The organism is Pseudomonas vancouverensis (assembly GCF_004348895.1).
Taxonomy (GTDB): Bacteria; Pseudomonadota; Gammaproteobacteria; order Pseudomonadales; family Pseudomonadaceae; genus Aquipseudomonas; species Aquipseudomonas vancouverensis.
Map to the genome: position 1 here is coordinate 1 of NZ_RRZK01000014.1, position 16,542 is coordinate 16,542.

The window sequence follows — 16,542 nt, forward strand, 5'->3', positions numbered from 1 at the left end:
GGACTCTTTGACGTCTACTTCTGCCATCACTTCCTAAGAACGTTCGACGTGAGCAAACCTGACTATGGTTCATAATGTGTCCACCATGTCCCCGCACATGTGTCCACCATGTGTCCGGTCCATACACGCTCTTCCAAAGTGACCCGCCGTAAGGGCGGAACCATAAGCAGCCATTACCGAAGAAACGGATCTGAACTCCCAACCCAACCCAACCCAACCCAACCCAACCCGCAACGCGCGCAAAATGATAGGTGGTCATCCCCCCTCATCAACCCTCACCTATGCTCGTCTCAGAGTGAAACAGCTGTCGCGAAATAAAACGTGGAACACCGCTGACGCTCGGGTAAAAACTTCATCCATTACCCACAACCCATTGATTCAACGAAATATTCATAAGCTGGCACGCTCCGTGTATTGCTCATCGCAGACGTTTCTCTTGCCTCCGTCAGCGGCTAGCCGCCGACGGCAGAAACCATAAAAACGATAAGCCACAAAAATAAGAACGCACCGTGCGAGGTTCGACGTTGATGAAGAGAAAACTCCGATCAGGCATGAGCGCCAGCCTGCTGGCCGTAGCGGCTTGCGTAGCGCTGCATTCGCCTCACAGCCTGGCTGCCCGAGACGCCCAGACCATCCTCAAGGAAACCTGTCAGGGCTGTCACACCCCCGAAGCCAATGAAAGCCTCAGCCGTATCAGCCACCAGCGCAAGACGCCGGAAGGCTGGCTGATGAGTATTGCCCGGATGCAGACCATGCATGGTCTGCAGATCAGCGATGACGACCGTCGGACGCTGGTCAAGTACCTGGCCGACACCCAGGGCCTGGCACCGAGCGAAACCGATGGCGTGCGTTATGCGCTGGAGCGTCGGCTCAATACCGTCGAGCATTTCGACGAGCAGACCAGTCAGATGTGTGGTCGCTGTCACTCCGGTGCGCGTATCGCCCTGCAACGGCGTCCGGCACAGGAGTGGGAGCGTCTGGTGAACTTCCACCTCGGTCAATGGCCGTCACTGGAGTACCAGGCACTGGCACGGGATCGCGACTGGTTCGACATCGCCCGCAAGGACATGGTGCCGCTGCTGGCCAAGCGTTATCCGCTGGACAACCCGGCCTGGAAAAAATGGCAGAGCGCGGCGCCGAAAGCCGAGACCCTGGTCGGTGACTGGAGCTTCAGCGGTCACTTGCCGGGCAAGGGCGAACTGGCCGGTGTGATGAGCGTGACCACCGACGGCAAGGACACCTTCAAGGTCAGCGTCAAAGGCCAATACGCCGACGGTTCGCCGTTCAATGGCGACGGCAGCGCGATTCTCTACACCGGCTACGAATGGCGCGGCAACGTCACCATCGATGGTGTGACCATGCGCCAGGTGTTCGCTGCACAAGGCAATGCCATGCAGGGCCGGATGTTCGAGGCCGAGCACGATGAACGCGGTCTGGACTTCGTTGCCGCCAAACAGGGTTCCCAGCGCTTGTTGGCCGTGCAGCCGGGCTATCTGAAAGCCGGCAGCGAAACTGAAGTCACCCTGATCGGCAGCGGTCTGACCGGCAAGCCTGATTTTGGCAAAGGCGTCGAAGTGGTCGAAGTCGTCTCGCAGAGCCCGGAACAGATCAAGGTCAAACTCAAGGCCGCGGCCAATGCCCAACCGGGTGCGCGCGCGGTAATGGTCGGTTCGCTCAAAGGTCCAAGCCTGTCGGTCTACAGCAAGATCGATGCGGTAAAAGTCGTGCCTGAGTTCTCGGTGGCGCGCATCGGTGAGGGCGGTGGTTCGACGCCGAAGGTCCAGGGTCGTTTCGACGCCGAGGCCTGGGGCAAGGGCGCCGATGGCAAGCCGTACCGCATCGGCGTGTTCCCGGCGCAGTGGAAAGTCGAAGCCTTCGACGACCGCGCCAAGGAGGACGAAGACGTCAAGTTCGCCGGCACCATGCAGGCCGACACCGGCGTGTTCACACCGGGCGATGCCGGGCCGAACCCGGCACGTAAGATGTCCACCAACAACGCCGGCAACCTCAAGGTGATCGCCGCCGTCGACGACGCAGGAAAATCCCTGACCGGCGAAGGCCACATGATCGTGACCGTGCAACGCTGGAACAACCCGCCCATTCCTTGAGTTGGCCTGAACAGCAGCGATTCAGACATTTTTCGGAATGAGCGCAAGCCCTGGAAACCGGGGCTTGCACAGGAGGTTTGCAATGGGCGCTATCTTGAATCTGGTCGAACGCAATCTGCACGAAGTGCAGGTCGATGCCGACCGCATGCTGTTTCACATCCCCAGCAGTTCGCTGTTTGCCAGCGATGAGCTGACGGGCACCATCATCGATACCCTGCGTGGCCCAGGTTGTTCCTCGGACGACCTGATCCAGCGCCTCGACGGGCGTTTCAACGGCGAGGAAATCACTGAAACCCTGCGCGAGCTGATGGCCCTGGAATTGGTCAGCGACGGCTCGCCGCTGACCCCCGACATCGCCACCAAACGGGTCGAGCGCACCGCGATCAACACCGTGGTGCTCAACGTCAATACCGGCTGCAACCTGAGCTGCACCTACTGCTACAAGGAAGACCTCGACAAGCCGTCGGCCGGCAAGAAGATGGACGTTGAAACCGCCATCGCGTCGGTGGAAATGCTGCTCAAGGAATCCCCGGACGAAGAGCGTTTCACCGTGGTGTTCTTCGGTGGCGAGCCGCTGAGCAATCGCAAGCTGATCGAATACATGGTCGACTATTGCGAGAAGCGTTTTGCCGAGGCCGGCAAGTTCGTCGAGTTCGTCATGACCACCAACGCCACGCTGCTCACCGAAGAAACCGTGGACTACCTCAATGCCCACCGTTTTGGTTTATCGGTGAGCATCGACGGGCCGAAAACCGTGCACGACCGCAACCGCATCACCGTGGGCGGGCAGGGCACCTATGACGTGGTGCGGCGCAAGGCCGAGATGCTGCTGTCACGCTATAACAGCCGTCCGGTGGGCGCCCGTGTGACCCTGACCACCGGTGTCACCGACGTCGAAACCATCTGGGATCACCTGTTCAACGAACTGGGTTTTGCCGAAGTCGGTTTTGCCCCGGTGACCTCCGGCGACATCAGCAGCTTCAACCTCACCAGCGATGAACTGGTGCAGGTGTTCGCCAACATGAAGGCCCTCGGCCGCCGTTATCTGGAAGCCGCTTTAGAGCACCGCAACATCGGTTTCTCCAACCTGCACCAGTTGATCACCGACATCCACGAAGGCCACAAGAAAGCCCTGCCATGCGGTGCGGGCCTGAAGATGCTGGCGGTCGATCACAAGGGTGAACTGAACCTGTGCCACCGCTTCACCGGTTCCAGTCTGCCGACCTTTGGCAACGTGCACAGCGGCGTGAAACAGGTGGAGCTGAATGACTTTCTGTCCCAGCGCCTCGATCGCACCAACACCGGCTGTGAAGACTGCCAGATCCGCAACCTGTGCTCCGGTGGCTGCTACCACGAGAGCTACGCGCGCTACGGCGACCCGACTCACCCGACCTATCACTACTGCGAACTGATGCGTGACTGGGTCGACTTCGGCATCGAGGTCTACACCCGGATCATGGCCCAAAACCCTGCCTTCATCAGCAGTTACATCACTCCGCGCAAGGCTCACTGACATGAAACATCTCAAGGCAATCAATAACAAAGCGTTGAAGCTGGATCAGGCCGCGGACGAGAACCGCATTGAAGAAGTGGTCGCCATGAGCTCGGTAGCCGGTTGCGCCTCGACCACCGACCCAGGTTGGGAAATCGATGCGTTCGGCGGTGTGTCCTCGCTGTGCCAGCCGATGGAAGCCGACTTGTATGGCTGCTCCGACCCTTGCTGGTGGCCTGCCCAGGTGCCGGACATGATGAGCACCTACCCGGACTGGAACAAGGATGCCCAGGCGTCCAACGAAAACTGGCGAAACCTCGGCACTGTCTTCCCCAAAGACAAGTGATGCCCGTAGAAAAAGCGGTACATAAGAAGGATTCCAGCATGCAAAATTTGAAAGCTTGCGGCCTGGCCGCGTTCGCGGTTCTGAGCACCTGTTCGCTCTCGGTTTTCGCCGATGAAAACACCGCGTTGCAAGACGGTCACGAGTACATGTTGACCACCAATTACCCGAACAACCTGAACGTGATCGACCTGGCCACCGACAGCGTGTTCAAGACCTGCAAGATGCCCGACTCGTTTGGCCCGGGCACCGTACAGTTGTCGCCGGATCGCAAGACCGCTTATGTGTTGAACAATCACTATGCGGATGTCTATGGCGTCGAGCTGGACAGCTGCAAGCAGGTGTTCCACGCCAGCATCACCCAGAAACCGGGGGAGAAGGCGCGCTCGATGTTCGCCTTCACCCTCAGCCATGACGGCAAGGAACTGTTCACCATCGCCAACCCGACCTTGATGATGAACGACCACTACGAAGTGCAGCAGCCGCGGCTCGACGTGTACAAGACCGACGCCGGCATGGACGCCAAACCAGCGCGCAGCTTCCCGGCACCGCGCCAGCTGACCATCATGCAGAGCGGCGATGACGGCACGCTGTACGTGGCAGGGGCGGACATCTACAAGGTCAACGTGCAGACCGGCAAGTTCGATGTGCTGATCCCCAGCCGTCACTGGAAGCGGGCCAACTACGCCGCGCCGGACGTGCTCTATGTGTGGAACCAGCAGACTTATCGCCATGACTTCTCGCTGCTCTACACCACCGCCAAGTTCAAGGACAAGAAACAGGACCCGGCCACCGCCGACTACCTGTACGGCCTGTTCAGTGTCGACCTGAAAACCGGCAAGACCGAAACCACCGACTTCGGTCCGCTGACGGAAATCTACTTCAGTGGCATGCGCTCGCCGAAAGACCCGAACCTGATGTTCGGCGTGCTCAATCGCCTGGCCAAGTACGACATCAAGGAGAAAAAACTGCTGCAGGCGGCGACCCTGGATCACTCGTACTACTGCATTTCCTTCAACAAGGACGGCAGCAAGATCTACCTGGCGGGCACCTTCAATGACGTGGCGATTTTTGATGCCGACAGCCTGAAACAGATCGGCAGCATCAAGATGCCGGGCGGGGACATGGCGATTACCACGGCGCAGGTGTTCGTGCGGTAATTGCGGCGCCTGAACGGGCGCCTTCGCCAGCAGGCTGGCTCCTACATGTTGATCGCGTTGTTTCCTGATTGCGCTCGGTCGAATGTGGGAGCTAGCCTGCTAGCGAAGGGGCTTCAGCAACACTGCGAAAGCAACAGCATCAAATCCCCGGCACCGGGCAACTCAAATCCCCCTCCTGGCACTTCAGGTACTGCTTGAACGTCTGCACCCGCGCCTTGGTCAATTCCGTGGTGCAGTTGCTGTAGATCAGCGGGTACACACTGCCGCCCTTCACCGCAGACGCCGAAAAAGTACATTCGGCATCACGAAACGCCACCCACGAACGTTGCGCACTGACCAGCAGCTTCTTGCTGTCCGGGTTGCTCTTCAGGCGCGCAGTGATCTGCTGGTAAAGCGCATTCAGTTCCTTGTCCGCCGCCGCATTCTGTTGCGCTGCGCACTGGTTCATCGTGGCCTGGTCGCTGGCGTTGTCACAGTCGAGGGCGAAGGCCATGGAGGTGAACATCAATGGGGCTAATGCCAGAAGAAAACGTGGGTGCATGAGGTTTCTCGCTGTGGTGTTCACGGGGTCATCCCTGCCATTGCGGGTGTTTTTCAACGGTTTCGTGCGCAAGCCAGGGCACGTCATGGGATGTCCAGATATGCGCCTGGGGCGTCATGCCCGGATCATCGTCCAATGTGGCGACACGTACAATCACATGGGGTTGTGTCAGCCGTTCGGCCATCAAATGCGAACCACAGGCCGGGCAGAAGTGCCGAAACTTGCCCGGCGATGACTCGAAGTGACTCAGACGCTCCTGGCCTTTGGTCCAGCGAAAGTGCTCGCGCATTACCCCGGCCGTGGACGCAAAGGCTGCCGCATGGGCCTTGCGACAGGTGTGGCAATGACAGTGGCTGATGGGCATGTCGAGGCCATCGACTTCGTATTCGATAGCCTTGCACAGGCAACTGCCGCGCAGTTTTTTCATGGGTGAACTCCGTTTCGGGGCCATTTCGACGGCAAACCTTAGCAGTTTTGCGCTCCGTGCCATTGCTCTGTTCCAGAACTTATCTTCATAAAATCAACCGTATATCCCCTGCAAGGTTGATCGAGAGCCTCGATTGGTACAACTTTAGGGTTGGTCTTGTGGTCTTACTGTCCTACTGTTCAAGTACAGGAGGTGACTGATGAACCCGATATCTGATCGCATCGAAAGGAAAGTCCCGCTCAAGGTCAAGCGTTCTCAGGTGTGGCGCGTGCTGGCCAATGCCGAGATCTTCGGCCAGTGGTTTGGTGTCGCACTGGAGGGCAAGCGGTTTGTCGCCGGCGAGTGGACCCAAGGGCAAATCACCTACCCCGGCTATGAACACCTGCGCTGGAACGTGCTGGTGGAGCGCGTCGAGCCGGAACGGCTGTTCTCATTCCGTTGGCATCCGTATGCCGTCAACCCGGAAATCGACTACTCCCAGGAACCCACCACCCTGGTGAAATTCGAACTGGAAGACCTGGACGGTGGCACCTTGCTCAAGGTCTCCGAATCCGGGTTCGACCACATTCCCGATACCCGTCGCGAAAAAGCCTTCCGCATGGACAGCCGCGGCTGGGATGAGCAAATGAACAACATCGAACAGTTCCTGATCGACAGCGCCAGGGCCCACGAGCGTCAGGGTGGTTGATAGCGCCCTGTTCGACCCCTGGCTGGAGCGCTGGGCGCTGGTGGCGGACGGCGAGCCGATCATCACGCCTGGCAGCCGCTTGTTACCGGTGCGTCTGAACGAGTTGCCGGCCATGCTGAAGATTGCAGTGGATGCCGATGAAAAGGTCGGCAACCTGCTGATGAGCTGGTGGGACGGAGAGGGCGCAGCCCGCGTCTATGGTCATCATGGTGACGGCCTGCTGATGGAGCGCGGCATGGGCCAGCGATCGCTGATGCACATGGCCCTCAATGGCCGGGATGACGAAGCCAGTCGCATCCTGTGTGCCGCACTGGCACGACTGCATGCCCCACGTCCGACCCCGCCACCGCTGCTGGTACCCCTGGCCCCCTGGTTTGCCTCTTTGCGAGCGGTCGCAACAATTCGGGGTGGCGCGTACGCCTTGAGCCTGGCGACCGCCGAAGCCTTGCTGGCTGAACCCCAGGATTGCGTGGTCCTGCATGGCGACATGCATCACGACAATCTCCTCGATTTCGGCCCCCGTGGCTGGCTGGCCATCGACCCCAAGCGGGTGACTGGCGAGCGAGGTTTCGATTATGCCAACCTGATTTGCAACCCCGATCTGCCCACGGTGACCGATCCGCGACGTTTCGACCGGCAAATGGCCGTTGTGGCTGAAGCGGCCGGGCTTGAGCCTCGGCGTTTGCTGCAATGGGTCCTGGCGTTTGCCGGGCTGTCCGCGGCCTGGTTTCTCGAAGACGATGACGAGCGAGCCGCGCACAATCAGATGCAAGTCGCGAAACTCGCGACCTCCAGGCTAGGTGCCTGAAGCCTCTAAGGGTTTTCGGAAGTCGGCTTATAGCGAATGTCTTACATGGGTTGGTAACTATATCGCCTGTTACGCATTGGATCCGATGCGTAACCTAGCCTTACCCACTGAAGCACAGGAAGTGCTCAGGATCACGGATGATCGGCCATAGGCAAGGATTGCTGCGACAAGGAGTCGTCATGGTCTTGGAAAAACCCGCTTCGGCGGGTTTTTTTGTGGGCGCAGGAAAAACCATGGCTGTGGAAACCGCAATCCCACAGCCATGTGTTCATTGAAGATTGAGCTTTGCCGCAGCACGTTCGGTGATTACCCTGCGCAGTTTCAGCGAGTCGGCCGCCTGTTGGCGTGCAACTTCCAGCACACTGGCCGGCGCGGTGGCAGGGCTGCCCGCATCAAAGGGTGGTGCCGGCGCGTATTCCAGCTGCAGCTGCACCCGCTCGGCGGTGGCCTTGTCATAAAGTTCTGCGGCCAGGGTCAGGGCGAAATCGATACCAGCGGTGATGCCGCCGCCGGTGAACAGGTTGCCATCACGCACCACCCGTTCCTTCACCGGGGTTGCGCCCAGGGTCGGCAGCAATTCGTGATAGGCCCAATGGGTGGTCGCCCGTTTGCCTTTCAGCAAGCCCGCCGCGCCCAGCACCAGTGAACCGGTGCAAACCGAAGTGACATAGCGCGCATTGGCGGCCTGAGCCTTGAGGAACGCCAGGGTTTCTTCATCCTCCATCAAGGCACCGACACCGCTGCCGCCGGGCACGCAGATCACATCCAGCGCCGGACAGTCGGCAAAGGTCGTGGTCGGCTTCAACACCAGGCCGGTGCTGGCGATGACCGGCACCAGGTCCTTCCAGATCAGGTGCACCTTCACGTCCGGCAGCGAAGCCAGCACATCGTAAGGACCCGTCAGGTCCAGTTGTTGAACCTGGGGAAACAACAGAAAACCGATCTGCAACGTCATGACGCCTTTCTCCTGAAATGGGTGGACGACTTCACTCTAGACTTCTAGGATTTGGCGTATACGCCAATATCCCCACGAATTACGCCAAATGCCGAAATCCATTCATGTCCTTGCCTTCGCCAACGTGCAGTTGCTCGACGTCACCGGGCCGCTGCAGGTATTCGCCTCGGCCAACGACATTGCCCGCCAGCAAGGTCTGCCGGCACCTTATGCACCGACTGTGATCGCCAGTGGCGGCGGGGCAGTGATGTCGTCGGCGGGGCTGGCGCTGCTGGCCGAGCCGTTGCCCGAACAGGGCAGCGATACTTTGATCATCGCCGGGGGCTGGGGTGTGTACGCGGCGGCGGAGGATGCGCCGCTGGTGACTTGGGTGCGTGAGCATGCCCGCGAATGCCGGCGAGTCTCTTCGGTCTGTACCGGGGCATTTCTGCTGGCTGCCAGCGGTTGGCTCGATGGTCGGCGCGTGGTCACCCACTGGACCCGCTGCGAGCAACTGGCGCAACAGCACCCGCGATTGCGCGTCGAGCCCAACCCGATTTTTATCAACGACGGCCCGGTCTGGACCTCGGCCGGGGTCACGGCAGGCATCGACCTGGCATTGGCCATGGTCGAACAGGACCTGGGGCGCAGCATGGCCCTGGAAGTCGCCCGGCAGTTGGTGGTGTTTCTCAAGCGCCCGGGCGGTCAATCGCAATACAGCGTTACTCTGTCCTTGCAGAAGGAAGGCAACCGATTCGACGAGCTTCACGCCTGGATCAGCGAAAACCTCACCCAAGATCTTGGTATCCCAACCCTGGCTTTGCAGGCCGGGATGAGCGAACGCAGCTTCGTCCGCCATTACCGCGCCGATACCGGCCAGACCCCGGCGCGGGCCATCGAGCGCATCCGCGTGGAAACCGCGCGGCGCCTGCTCAGTGATACGGGAGTGCCGATTAAGCGGGTCGCGGTGCAATGCGGTTTCGGCAGCGAAGAAACCCTGCGCCGCAGCTTCCTCCGCGCCATGGGCGTGACACCCCAAGCCTACCGCGAGCGCTTTTCGGTCAGCGTTGGAGCAGATCCAGTAGCGCCTTGAGCGTGTCTCTCGGCGCTTCCTCGGGAATGTTGTGCCCGACACCGGCCAGGACTCGCCGCTCGTACGGCCCGGTGAAATGCCCAATGTCGTCATCGATGTCCGAAGGCACCCCGACACCATCATCGGCACCGCACAGGGAAATGCTCGGCACGCTGATCACCGGTTGCCGGGTGAGCGCCTGTTCCATCGGCTCATAGGCCGCATCACCGGCGGCGTACATGAAACGATGGCGGTAGGAGTGAATCACCACCCCGACGAAGTCCGGGTTGTCGAACGCTGGCGCAGTCAACGCAAAGCGTTCAGCGCTGTTGGCCCAGGTCGGTGACCAGAGCCTCCACAACAACTGACAGAACGCCCGACGGTTTTCACTGAGCCCGGCCACGCCCCGTGGGCCATGGAAATAATACTGATACCACAGGCGATGCTCGGTCTCCGGGGCCAGCGGCCGGGTCGAACCGGGGATGTCCTGAAGGTTGTACCCATCGCCAGTGACCAGACACCGCACCCGTTCCGGCCACAACGCGGCGACGATGCACGCGGCCCGGCCACCCCAGTCATAACCGCACAGCGCGGCACGCGGGATGGCCAGTGCGTCCATCAGGTCGAGCAGATCCTGGGCGAGGGCGGCTTGCTGGCCGGAGCGCAGGGTATCGGGGCTGTGAAAGGTCGTTGGTCCGTAACCACGCAAGTACGGCACGATCACCCGATAGCCCTGGTTTGCGAGAGCGGGCGCAATGTCGTCGTAGGCACGCGGGGAGTAGGGAAAGCCATGGAGCAAGATGACGGGCTCACCAGAGGCTGGCCCATGTTCTTCGTAGGCAATGTCTAACAGAACGGTTCGGGCGAACTTGACGGGATATTCAGTCATCACAGACTCCGGATTTATCCAACAGGCCTGACCCATTGACCCGCTATCCTCGCGAGTGTTGCCTGAGCCCGATGCAATTGCCCCAGGGATCACGCACCTGACACATCCGCCCACCGTCCTCGAGCGCCAGCGGCCCGCGATAAAGCCTCGCGCCCAATACACTCAGACGGGCAACTTCCGCGTCCAGATTCGCCACCGACCAATACACCACCGTACCTGCCGGCCCACTGCCGACCTTGTCGTCGGCATTGACGATCTCCAACGCCACACCGCCGATATCGAGGTGACCGTAATCGTCGGATTCAGGCAGAACGCGAATGGCCGATGGGAACACCTGGGAATACCAGTCGGTGGCGGCTCTCCAGTCGGGGACGTGGAGCAGTACGGAGACGATGGCGGATTCAGGCAAAGTCTTATCTTCTTTGAGAATCATCAATATCAGCCGAACAGTACTTTTTGCCAGTGTTCTTCACTGATGATCGCGATAGGCGCGCCGCCCTCTCTCAGCTCAACGGCTTTCTTGATCTTGGTCCCATAAGTGCTGTGAAGCCATTGATCGTTGCCGATACTGCCCACAACCAGGTAATGAACCTTTTTACTGACTGAGCCGCCGATCAAACCGCCTCGTTCGATAATCAGCGCCTCGCATTCTTTACGCGGACCGTAGGCCATAACCCCGGTAAACAGAAATGTCCGGCCATCCCAGTCAAGCGTTGGAGCAGGGTTATCCAGGGGGAGACCACATGGCGTTGTGAAAATCTGCTCGGAGCCAACGGGCAGGCCTGCGAACTGATGCAACATCTCCAGTAGTTCTACAGATTCCTCTGCATCCAGCACACCATCACTCAGCATTGCAGCGAGGCGTTTATAGAGGATGTTTACAACCGGATCCCCCAGATGGCACAAGTGGACCTCAATCCAGCCCTTGAGAAACTCAGCTTCCTGCTGATTGATCTTGCCATCGGCAGCAAGCCCTGCCGCCACGCCTACCAAGGCGTCTGCGGAGCGTCGATCAATTCGTGCTTCGTGGAAGAAACCGCTGTTTTTAAACTCCTGATGTAAATCAACCATTGCTCCTGCTCCTTAGGATTCAACTTCGGCTATCTGATTGAAGTACTTCGTTCGATCCGGAGTAAAGGTCACCACCATCCCCGTACGAGCACAGGTCAACGTCCGCTCTTCACTCAAATCCACATCCAGATCTTCACCGCGCAACCCCTGCCACTGAGCGAGGTATTTGAGCGAGCCATACTTTTCGAGCTTCTTCAGACTGCGGCTGACACCGCCTTTCCAGCCCAGCACCGGCAACTCCCCGGCGAGGCATTGCTGGGCGAGATCCGGGAAACGCGCGGCGCGTTGACGGCCGACCTCCCAACATTTGATCAGGCCCTTGTCGTGGTCGTCCCACAGGGCTTCACGGTTCAGGCCGCTACGCAGTGGCTGGTCGATGTTGCGATGGATGCGTTGGCTCATTCGGGTTCCTTGAATTCGGGGGGGATTGCACAGCTCCGCTGTGCCCGTTGAGCAAGGATGGTAGGTGGGGTTGTAACAGCCTGCAACAATCAGATTTTATGTAGGAAAAGTTACCCAAGGCTGGATAGTGTGGAAGGCGTTAGTGACCCCAAAGCGAAACGATTAATTGCTCCTTGCTGTTTGTTGGTTCAAGACGCTGCATCAAAACGGATGTTTGTCTTTGCACGTACTCAAGGATCTCCTCATTGAGCGCTATATGCCTGTACAAAAATGCCAAGCTCCTTAGCTGGTTGATTTTTATCAGGGTCGGCGTGCTCGGTGTGATCAGTCTCTCGATGCTATCGCCATAACCTTTGGCAAATGCATTCCAGGAAACCAGCGGCTGACCTTTGCATTGGTTGCAATCTGTCAGCCACCAGATGTACGTGGCGATATCCATTGCCTGGTCAGATATTGCGGCGTGCTCGAAGTCGATTAGTGAACAGGAATTACCGGAGTACAAGGCGTTTCCTGGCCACGCATCTCCATGGCAAATGCCATGTGAAGTAACTCTGGCGTAGGTGGGTCCTGTGATTTTAGATGGTTGAATAGCAGGGTGATGGTTTCTCTTAGTTTGTCTTTATAGGGACAGCGGATAGGATGTCCGAGGTCTAATGAGAAATTGAGGATGTCATTTCTGCTTGGGTTCTGTTTCCTGAATGTTGGAACTGGGCAGGAGTGAAGCCTACGTAAGGCCTGTCCAAACATGAAGTCATGCTGGTTGTTATCACCTGAATACCGTTCTCCGACAACTTCTTGACTCAAAATCCCATAGTAGTGCTCTTGGTCGAACGTATAAATTTTTTCACGCTCAGAAGCAGGCAGGATGGGTTCGCTGCAATTGATGGCGTGACGGCCGAGGTAGGCTGTCAATTTTCTCTCGAATGAAATATTATCTTCTGTTGTTATGTTTTTGTTGAATATTTTTAATGTGAGATTCTTGTCATTTATAGTGATGCGAAAAACTTTATTTACGCCATTGTATATCTGCTGAATATTGTGGCCTCGTAGTTGGTAGGTTTTGGTTACCTGCTCTTCCAAGTCATTTGATGGCAGCATTAGGCTTCTGATGCGGGCTGAAAAGATTAAAATCCATTAGAGCCTCTGCAAAAAAAAATATCTAGCAGTGATCAACTACCCATTAATGGTTTTCAGAATGTTCCGTAGTCGCGATGAGAAAAGTCTTACTTTTCATCTGTATTACCTGCATTTCTGTAATAGATCTTCTTTATCACTGCGAAGCGACAGCAGTTCAACATCGCCAAATCTCACGGCTGCCAAACACTCTTCTCCCCACCCAACCGTCTATCGAGAAAACAAGCCGCACTGATCAACGCCAGATGCGTCAGCGCTTGTGGCGTATTGCCCATGTGTCGCCCATGGCTGTCGAACTCTTCGGCGTACAGCCCCAGCGGGTTGGCGTAGCGCAGCAGTTGCTCGAATTCCAGGTGGGCCTTTTCCAGTTGTCCGGCGCGGGCCAGGCATTCGACGTACCAGAACGAGCAGGCGGCGAAGGCGCCTTCGGTGCCGGGCAGGCCGTCGATCTGGCTGTCGTCGTTGCGGTAGCGGTAGATCATGCCGTCGCGCACCAGGGTTTTTTCGATGGCTTCGAGGGTTGCCAGCCAGCGTGGGTCGCGGGCGCTGACGAAACGTACCAGCGGCATCAGCAGCATCGAGCCGTCGAGGCCGGTGCCGCCGATGTGCTGGACGAAATGCCCGCGTTCTTCGTTCCAGAAGTTCGTCCAGATGTCGGCGTAGATCGCCTGGCGAGTCTGGTCCCAACGGGCGAAGGGGGCGGGCAGGGAGCGTTTGGAGGCCAGGCGAATGGCGCGGTCCAGCGCTACCCAGCACATCAGCCGGGAATGCAGGAAATGGTATTGCTCGCCGCGCATCTCCCAGATGCCGACGTCCTTCTGTTCCCAGGTTTCGCAAACCTGATCGACCACTTCCACCGTGTGTTTCCAGCCCTCGTGGGAGATGGCTTCGCCGTACTTGTTGACCAGATAGATCGCGTCCATCAGCTCGCCAAAGATGTCGAGCTGAATCTGTTCATACGCCTGGTTGCCGATGCGCACCGGTTTTGCCCCGCCGTGACCGGACAGGTGCGTCAATTCGATTTCCGGCAGTTCCTGGCGGCCGTCGATGGCGTAGAGGATGTTCAGTTTCATCGCCTTGCCCTGGCAATCGCTGACCCGCCCGCGCAACCAGCGCATGTAGGCGTTGGCCTCTTCGACAAAACCCAGGCGCATGAAGGCGTACACGGTGAATGAGGCGTCGCGTATCCAGGTGAAGCGGTAGTCCCAGTTGCGCGCGCCGCCGGGGGATTCCGGCAGGCCGAAGGTGGCGGCGGCGAGGATGGCCCCGTGCTTGCGCGAGGTCAGCAGCTTCATCGCCAGGGCCGAACGGTTGACCATCTCCCGCCAGCGACCGCGGTAGTTGGACTGGCCGATCCAGTCGCGCCAGAACTTCAGGGTGCGCTGCACACTCAGCTCGGCGGCACCTTCCTTGAAGCGCAGGTCGTCGGGGGTGCCCAGCAGGAACTGCGCGGTCTGGTCCTGTTGCAGGGTGAAGCGGGCAACGGCGGCGTTGTGGTCAATCGTCATGGTTTGATCGGCGGCCAGCCGCAGCGACGGCTGGCCGCTTGCCTCGAAGATCACATCGTTCTTGTCCATGTGCGCGAGGGTGTTGGCGCGGGCGTAGTCATGGCGCACGGCGCAACGCAGGTGAAAGGTGGCGCGGCCGCTGACCACGCGGATACGGCGAATCAGCATCGGCATATCATCTTCGGTATCGCCGATGGGCAACAGGTCGGTGACTTCGACCACCGCGCGGTCACTGAGCCAGCGGGTCAGCAGCACATTGGTGTCGGGCAGGTAGATCTGCTCGCGGCGGGCATCGGGCAAGTCCGGCGACAACTGGAAGATGCCGGCCTCGGGGGTATCGAGCAGCGAGCAGAAAATCGACGGGCTGTCGAATTCCGGCCAGCAGAAAAAGTCCACGCTGCCCTTGTCGTTGACCAGCGCCGCGCTGCGCATGTCGCCGATGATGCCGTGGGCGTCGATGGGGCTTTGTCGTTCGGGATGATCAGCCATTACCTTGAAACTCCGGGAGCCGAGTGCCTAAGCAGCTGACTGGCTTGAGGGGGGGAGAGTTCATTCAGCGGGTTTTTTCAGGCGTCTGTTCCGGCCTTTTCGCGAGCAAGCCCGCTCCCGCGGTTGGGCGGTGAGGCGGCTTACATTCAACCAACAATTTGCCGCTTCCCGGTCAATCTGCCGTTGTGGCAATTTGCAGGCCCTAGTTGAGGCCGGACCCATGGCAAACCCCTATCGCGAGTTGTTCAACGCCCCCGGCAGCCGTGCCTTTGTCATGGCCGGGATGATCGCGCGCATGCCGATTTCCATGACCGGCATCGGCCTGATCACCATGCTCTCGCAGTTGCAGGGCGGCTACGGTCTGGCCGGCGCGGTGGCGGCGACCTTTGCCTTGGCCACGGCTTTCTGTGCCCCGCAAGTTTCCCGCCTGGTCGACCGTTTCGGCCAGGGGCGGATTTTGCCCATCGCGGCGTTGCTGGGCGGTGGTGCGCTGTTGCTGTTGTTGCTGTGCACGCGGTTGCAGGCGCCGCAGTGGACGCTGTTTGTCTTCGCCGCATTCGCCGGGTGCATGCCAAGCATGTCGGCCATGGTGCGGGCGCGCTGGACCGAGATCTATCGCGGCCAGCCGCAGCTGCAAACGGCCTACGCCCTGGAGTCGGTGCTCGACGAGGTGTGTTTTATCGTCGGCCCGCCGCTGTCGGTCGGGCTGTCCGTGGCGGTGTTCCCCGAGGCGGGGCCATTGGCGGCATTGCTGGCACTGGCGATCGGGGTCACGGCGTTCGTCCTGCAACGCAGCACCGAGCCTGGGGTGCACCCTCATGAAGAGCACCATGCCGGCTCGATCATCCGTTCCCGCGACATTCAATGGTTGATGCTGTTGATGGTCGCCATGGGCACCATCGTCGGCGTGGTGGACGTGGTCAGCGTGGCCTTCGCCCAGCAGCAGGGCCAGCCGGCGGCGGCGAGCATCGTGCTGTCGGTGTACGCCATCGGCTCGTGCATGGCCGGGTTGGCGTTTGGCGCGCTGCGTTCGAAAGTGCCGCTGCCACGGCTGTTCCTGTACGGCGGGGTGGCGACGGCGGTGACCACCTTGCCGTTGCTGCTGGCGAGCAACATTTTCGGTTTGTCGGTGGCGGTGTTTGTCGCGGGGCTGTTTTTTGCCCCGACATTGATTGTCGCCATGGCCCTGGTGGAGCAGATCGTGCCGCCGGCCAAACTCACCGAAGGCCTGACCTGGCTGGTCACTGGCCTGAGCATAGGCGTAGCAATCGGTGCTGCCGGTTCCGGCTGGATGGTCGATGCCTTCGGCGCGCGCAGCGGGTTCTGGCTGGCGATTGCGGCGGGTGCGGTGGTGCTGTGTTCGGCGATTCAAAGCTATCGCCAGGCGAAATAAACATTCAACGAACGACACCTTTCCCACAGGGTTGCAGGTAGGGTTAATTCTCCGGGCATCTGATCCGTTCACCTCATAGACAA

General features: G+C 59.3%; 18 protein-coding genes. 8 read left to right on the forward strand and 10 right to left on the reverse strand.

Translation table 11 applies throughout. The features are described 5' to 3' along the window. Window positions 1–527 precede the first annotated feature (527 nt). The 4 genes from peaA (at window position 528) to peaD (ending at window position 5,103) form a co-directional block, all read left to right on the forward strand. Window positions 528–2,108 (forward strand): quinohemoprotein amine dehydrogenase subunit alpha, encoded by a 1,581-nt coding sequence (peaA, locus tag EIY72_RS12620; protein WP_093216695.1) that lies wholly within the window; start codon window positions 528–530, stop codon window positions 2,106–2,108. 82 nt (window positions 2,109–2,190) lie between these two features. Beyond that, window positions 2,191–3,621 carry a quinohemoprotein amine dehydrogenase maturation protein gene (gene peaB / locus EIY72_RS12625; protein WP_093216699.1) on the forward strand — a complete coding sequence of 477 codons (1,431 nt, stop codon included), beginning with the start codon at window positions 2,191–2,193 and terminating at the stop codon, window positions 3,619–3,621. A 1-nt stretch (window position 3,622) separates the two neighbouring features. Continuing rightward, window positions 3,623–3,946 (forward strand): quinohemoprotein amine dehydrogenase subunit gamma, encoded by a 324-nt coding sequence (gene qhpC, locus EIY72_RS12630; RefSeq protein ID WP_007971075.1) that lies wholly within the window; start codon window positions 3,623–3,625, stop codon window positions 3,944–3,946. A gap of 38 nt (window positions 3,947–3,984) precedes the next feature. Continuing rightward, on the forward strand, window positions 3,985–5,103 hold the full coding sequence (gene peaD / locus EIY72_RS12635) for a quinohemoprotein amine dehydrogenase subunit beta (protein WP_093216705.1): 1,119 nt from the start codon (window positions 3,985–3,987) through the stop codon (window positions 5,101–5,103). Between the two features lie 139 nt (window positions 5,104–5,242). Here the strand turns inward: peaD and EIY72_RS12640 are convergent, their stop codons facing one another. Both EIY72_RS12640 and EIY72_RS12645 read right to left on the reverse strand, forming a co-directional pair. Further along, window positions 5,243–5,644 (reverse strand): lysozyme inhibitor LprI family protein, encoded by a 402-nt coding sequence (locus EIY72_RS12640; protein WP_093216709.1) that lies wholly within the window; start codon window positions 5,642–5,644, stop codon window positions 5,243–5,245. 28 nt (window positions 5,645–5,672) lie between these two features. After that, window positions 5,673–6,071 carry a GFA family protein gene (locus EIY72_RS12645; RefSeq protein WP_093216713.1) on the reverse strand — a complete coding sequence of 133 codons (399 nt, stop codon included), beginning with the start codon at window positions 6,069–6,071 and terminating at the stop codon, window positions 5,673–5,675. Between the two features lie 199 nt (window positions 6,072–6,270). Here EIY72_RS12645 and EIY72_RS12650 point away from each other — a divergent pair, with 199 nt between their 5' ends. Together EIY72_RS12650 and EIY72_RS12655 are read left to right on the forward strand one after the other, a co-directional pair. After that, the gene (locus tag EIY72_RS12650) at window positions 6,271–6,759 is read left to right on the forward strand and encodes an SRPBCC family protein (RefSeq protein ID WP_093216716.1); all 489 of its coding nucleotides are present in this window, start codon (window positions 6,271–6,273) and stop codon (window positions 6,757–6,759) included. Window positions 6,760–6,766: 7 nt separating this feature from the next. Further along, window positions 6,767–7,567 carry an aminoglycoside phosphotransferase family protein gene (locus EIY72_RS12655; protein WP_093230346.1) on the forward strand — a complete coding sequence of 267 codons (801 nt, stop codon included), beginning with the start codon at window positions 6,767–6,769 and terminating at the stop codon, window positions 7,565–7,567. Window positions 7,568–7,835: 268 nt separating this feature from the next. Here the strand turns inward: EIY72_RS12655 and inhA are convergent, their stop codons facing one another. Further along, on the reverse strand, window positions 7,836–8,522 hold the full coding sequence (gene inhA / locus EIY72_RS12660; protein WP_093216721.1) for an isonitrile hydratase: 687 nt from the start codon (window positions 8,520–8,522) through the stop codon (window positions 7,836–7,838). An 88-nt stretch (window positions 8,523–8,610) separates the two neighbouring features. Between inhA and EIY72_RS12665 the strand changes: the two genes are divergently transcribed. Next, on the forward strand, window positions 8,611–9,594 hold the full coding sequence (locus EIY72_RS12665) for a GlxA family transcriptional regulator (RefSeq protein ID WP_093216726.1): 984 nt from the start codon (window positions 8,611–8,613) through the stop codon (window positions 9,592–9,594). Here EIY72_RS12665 and EIY72_RS12670 read toward each other — a convergent pair. From EIY72_RS12670 to EIY72_RS12700, 7 genes are all read right to left on the reverse strand, one after another. Further along, a complete protein-coding gene (locus EIY72_RS12670; RefSeq protein ID WP_093216730.1) occupies window positions 9,563–10,462 on the reverse strand; it encodes an alpha/beta fold hydrolase in 900 nt (299 codons plus the stop codon). The two genes, EIY72_RS12665 and EIY72_RS12670, sit on opposite strands and share 32 nt — an antisense overlap. Before the next feature lie 43 nt (window positions 10,463–10,505). Further along, window positions 10,506–10,895: a VOC family protein gene (locus EIY72_RS12675; RefSeq protein WP_231985527.1), complete on the reverse strand. Its 390-nt coding sequence runs from the start codon at window positions 10,893–10,895 to the stop codon at window positions 10,506–10,508. Between the two features lie 5 nt (window positions 10,896–10,900). After that, a complete protein-coding gene (locus EIY72_RS12680; protein ID WP_093216735.1) occupies window positions 10,901–11,533 on the reverse strand; it encodes a BRCT domain-containing protein in 633 nt (210 codons plus the stop codon). Window positions 11,534–11,545: 12 nt separating this feature from the next. After that, the gene (locus tag EIY72_RS12685) at window positions 11,546–11,935 is read right to left on the reverse strand and encodes a hypothetical protein (protein WP_093216739.1); all 390 of its coding nucleotides are present in this window, start codon (window positions 11,933–11,935) and stop codon (window positions 11,546–11,548) included. A 139-nt stretch (window positions 11,936–12,074) separates the two neighbouring features. Then, complete coding sequence (locus EIY72_RS12690) at window positions 12,075–12,437, reverse strand: aminoglycoside phosphotransferase/kinase family protein (protein WP_093216745.1); 363 nt, start codon at window positions 12,435–12,437, stop codon at window positions 12,075–12,077. Beyond that, window positions 12,410–13,033 carry a phosphotransferase gene (locus EIY72_RS12695; protein WP_132680136.1) on the reverse strand — a complete coding sequence of 208 codons (624 nt, stop codon included), beginning with the start codon at window positions 13,031–13,033 and terminating at the stop codon, window positions 12,410–12,412. The genes EIY72_RS12690 and EIY72_RS12695 overlap by 28 nt, the downstream gene beginning before the upstream one ends. Window positions 13,034–13,242: 209 nt before the next feature. Beyond that, window positions 13,243–15,066 (reverse strand): glycoside hydrolase family 15 protein, encoded by a 1,824-nt coding sequence (locus EIY72_RS12700; protein ID WP_093216750.1) that lies wholly within the window; start codon window positions 15,064–15,066, stop codon window positions 13,243–13,245. A gap of 220 nt (window positions 15,067–15,286) precedes the next feature. Here EIY72_RS12700 and EIY72_RS12705 point away from each other — a divergent pair, with 220 nt between their 5' ends. Further along, window positions 15,287–16,459, forward strand: a complete 1,173-nt coding sequence (locus tag EIY72_RS12705) for an MFS transporter (protein WP_093216755.1) — start codon at window positions 15,287–15,289, stop codon at window positions 16,457–16,459. Window positions 16,460–16,542 lie beyond the last annotated feature (83 nt).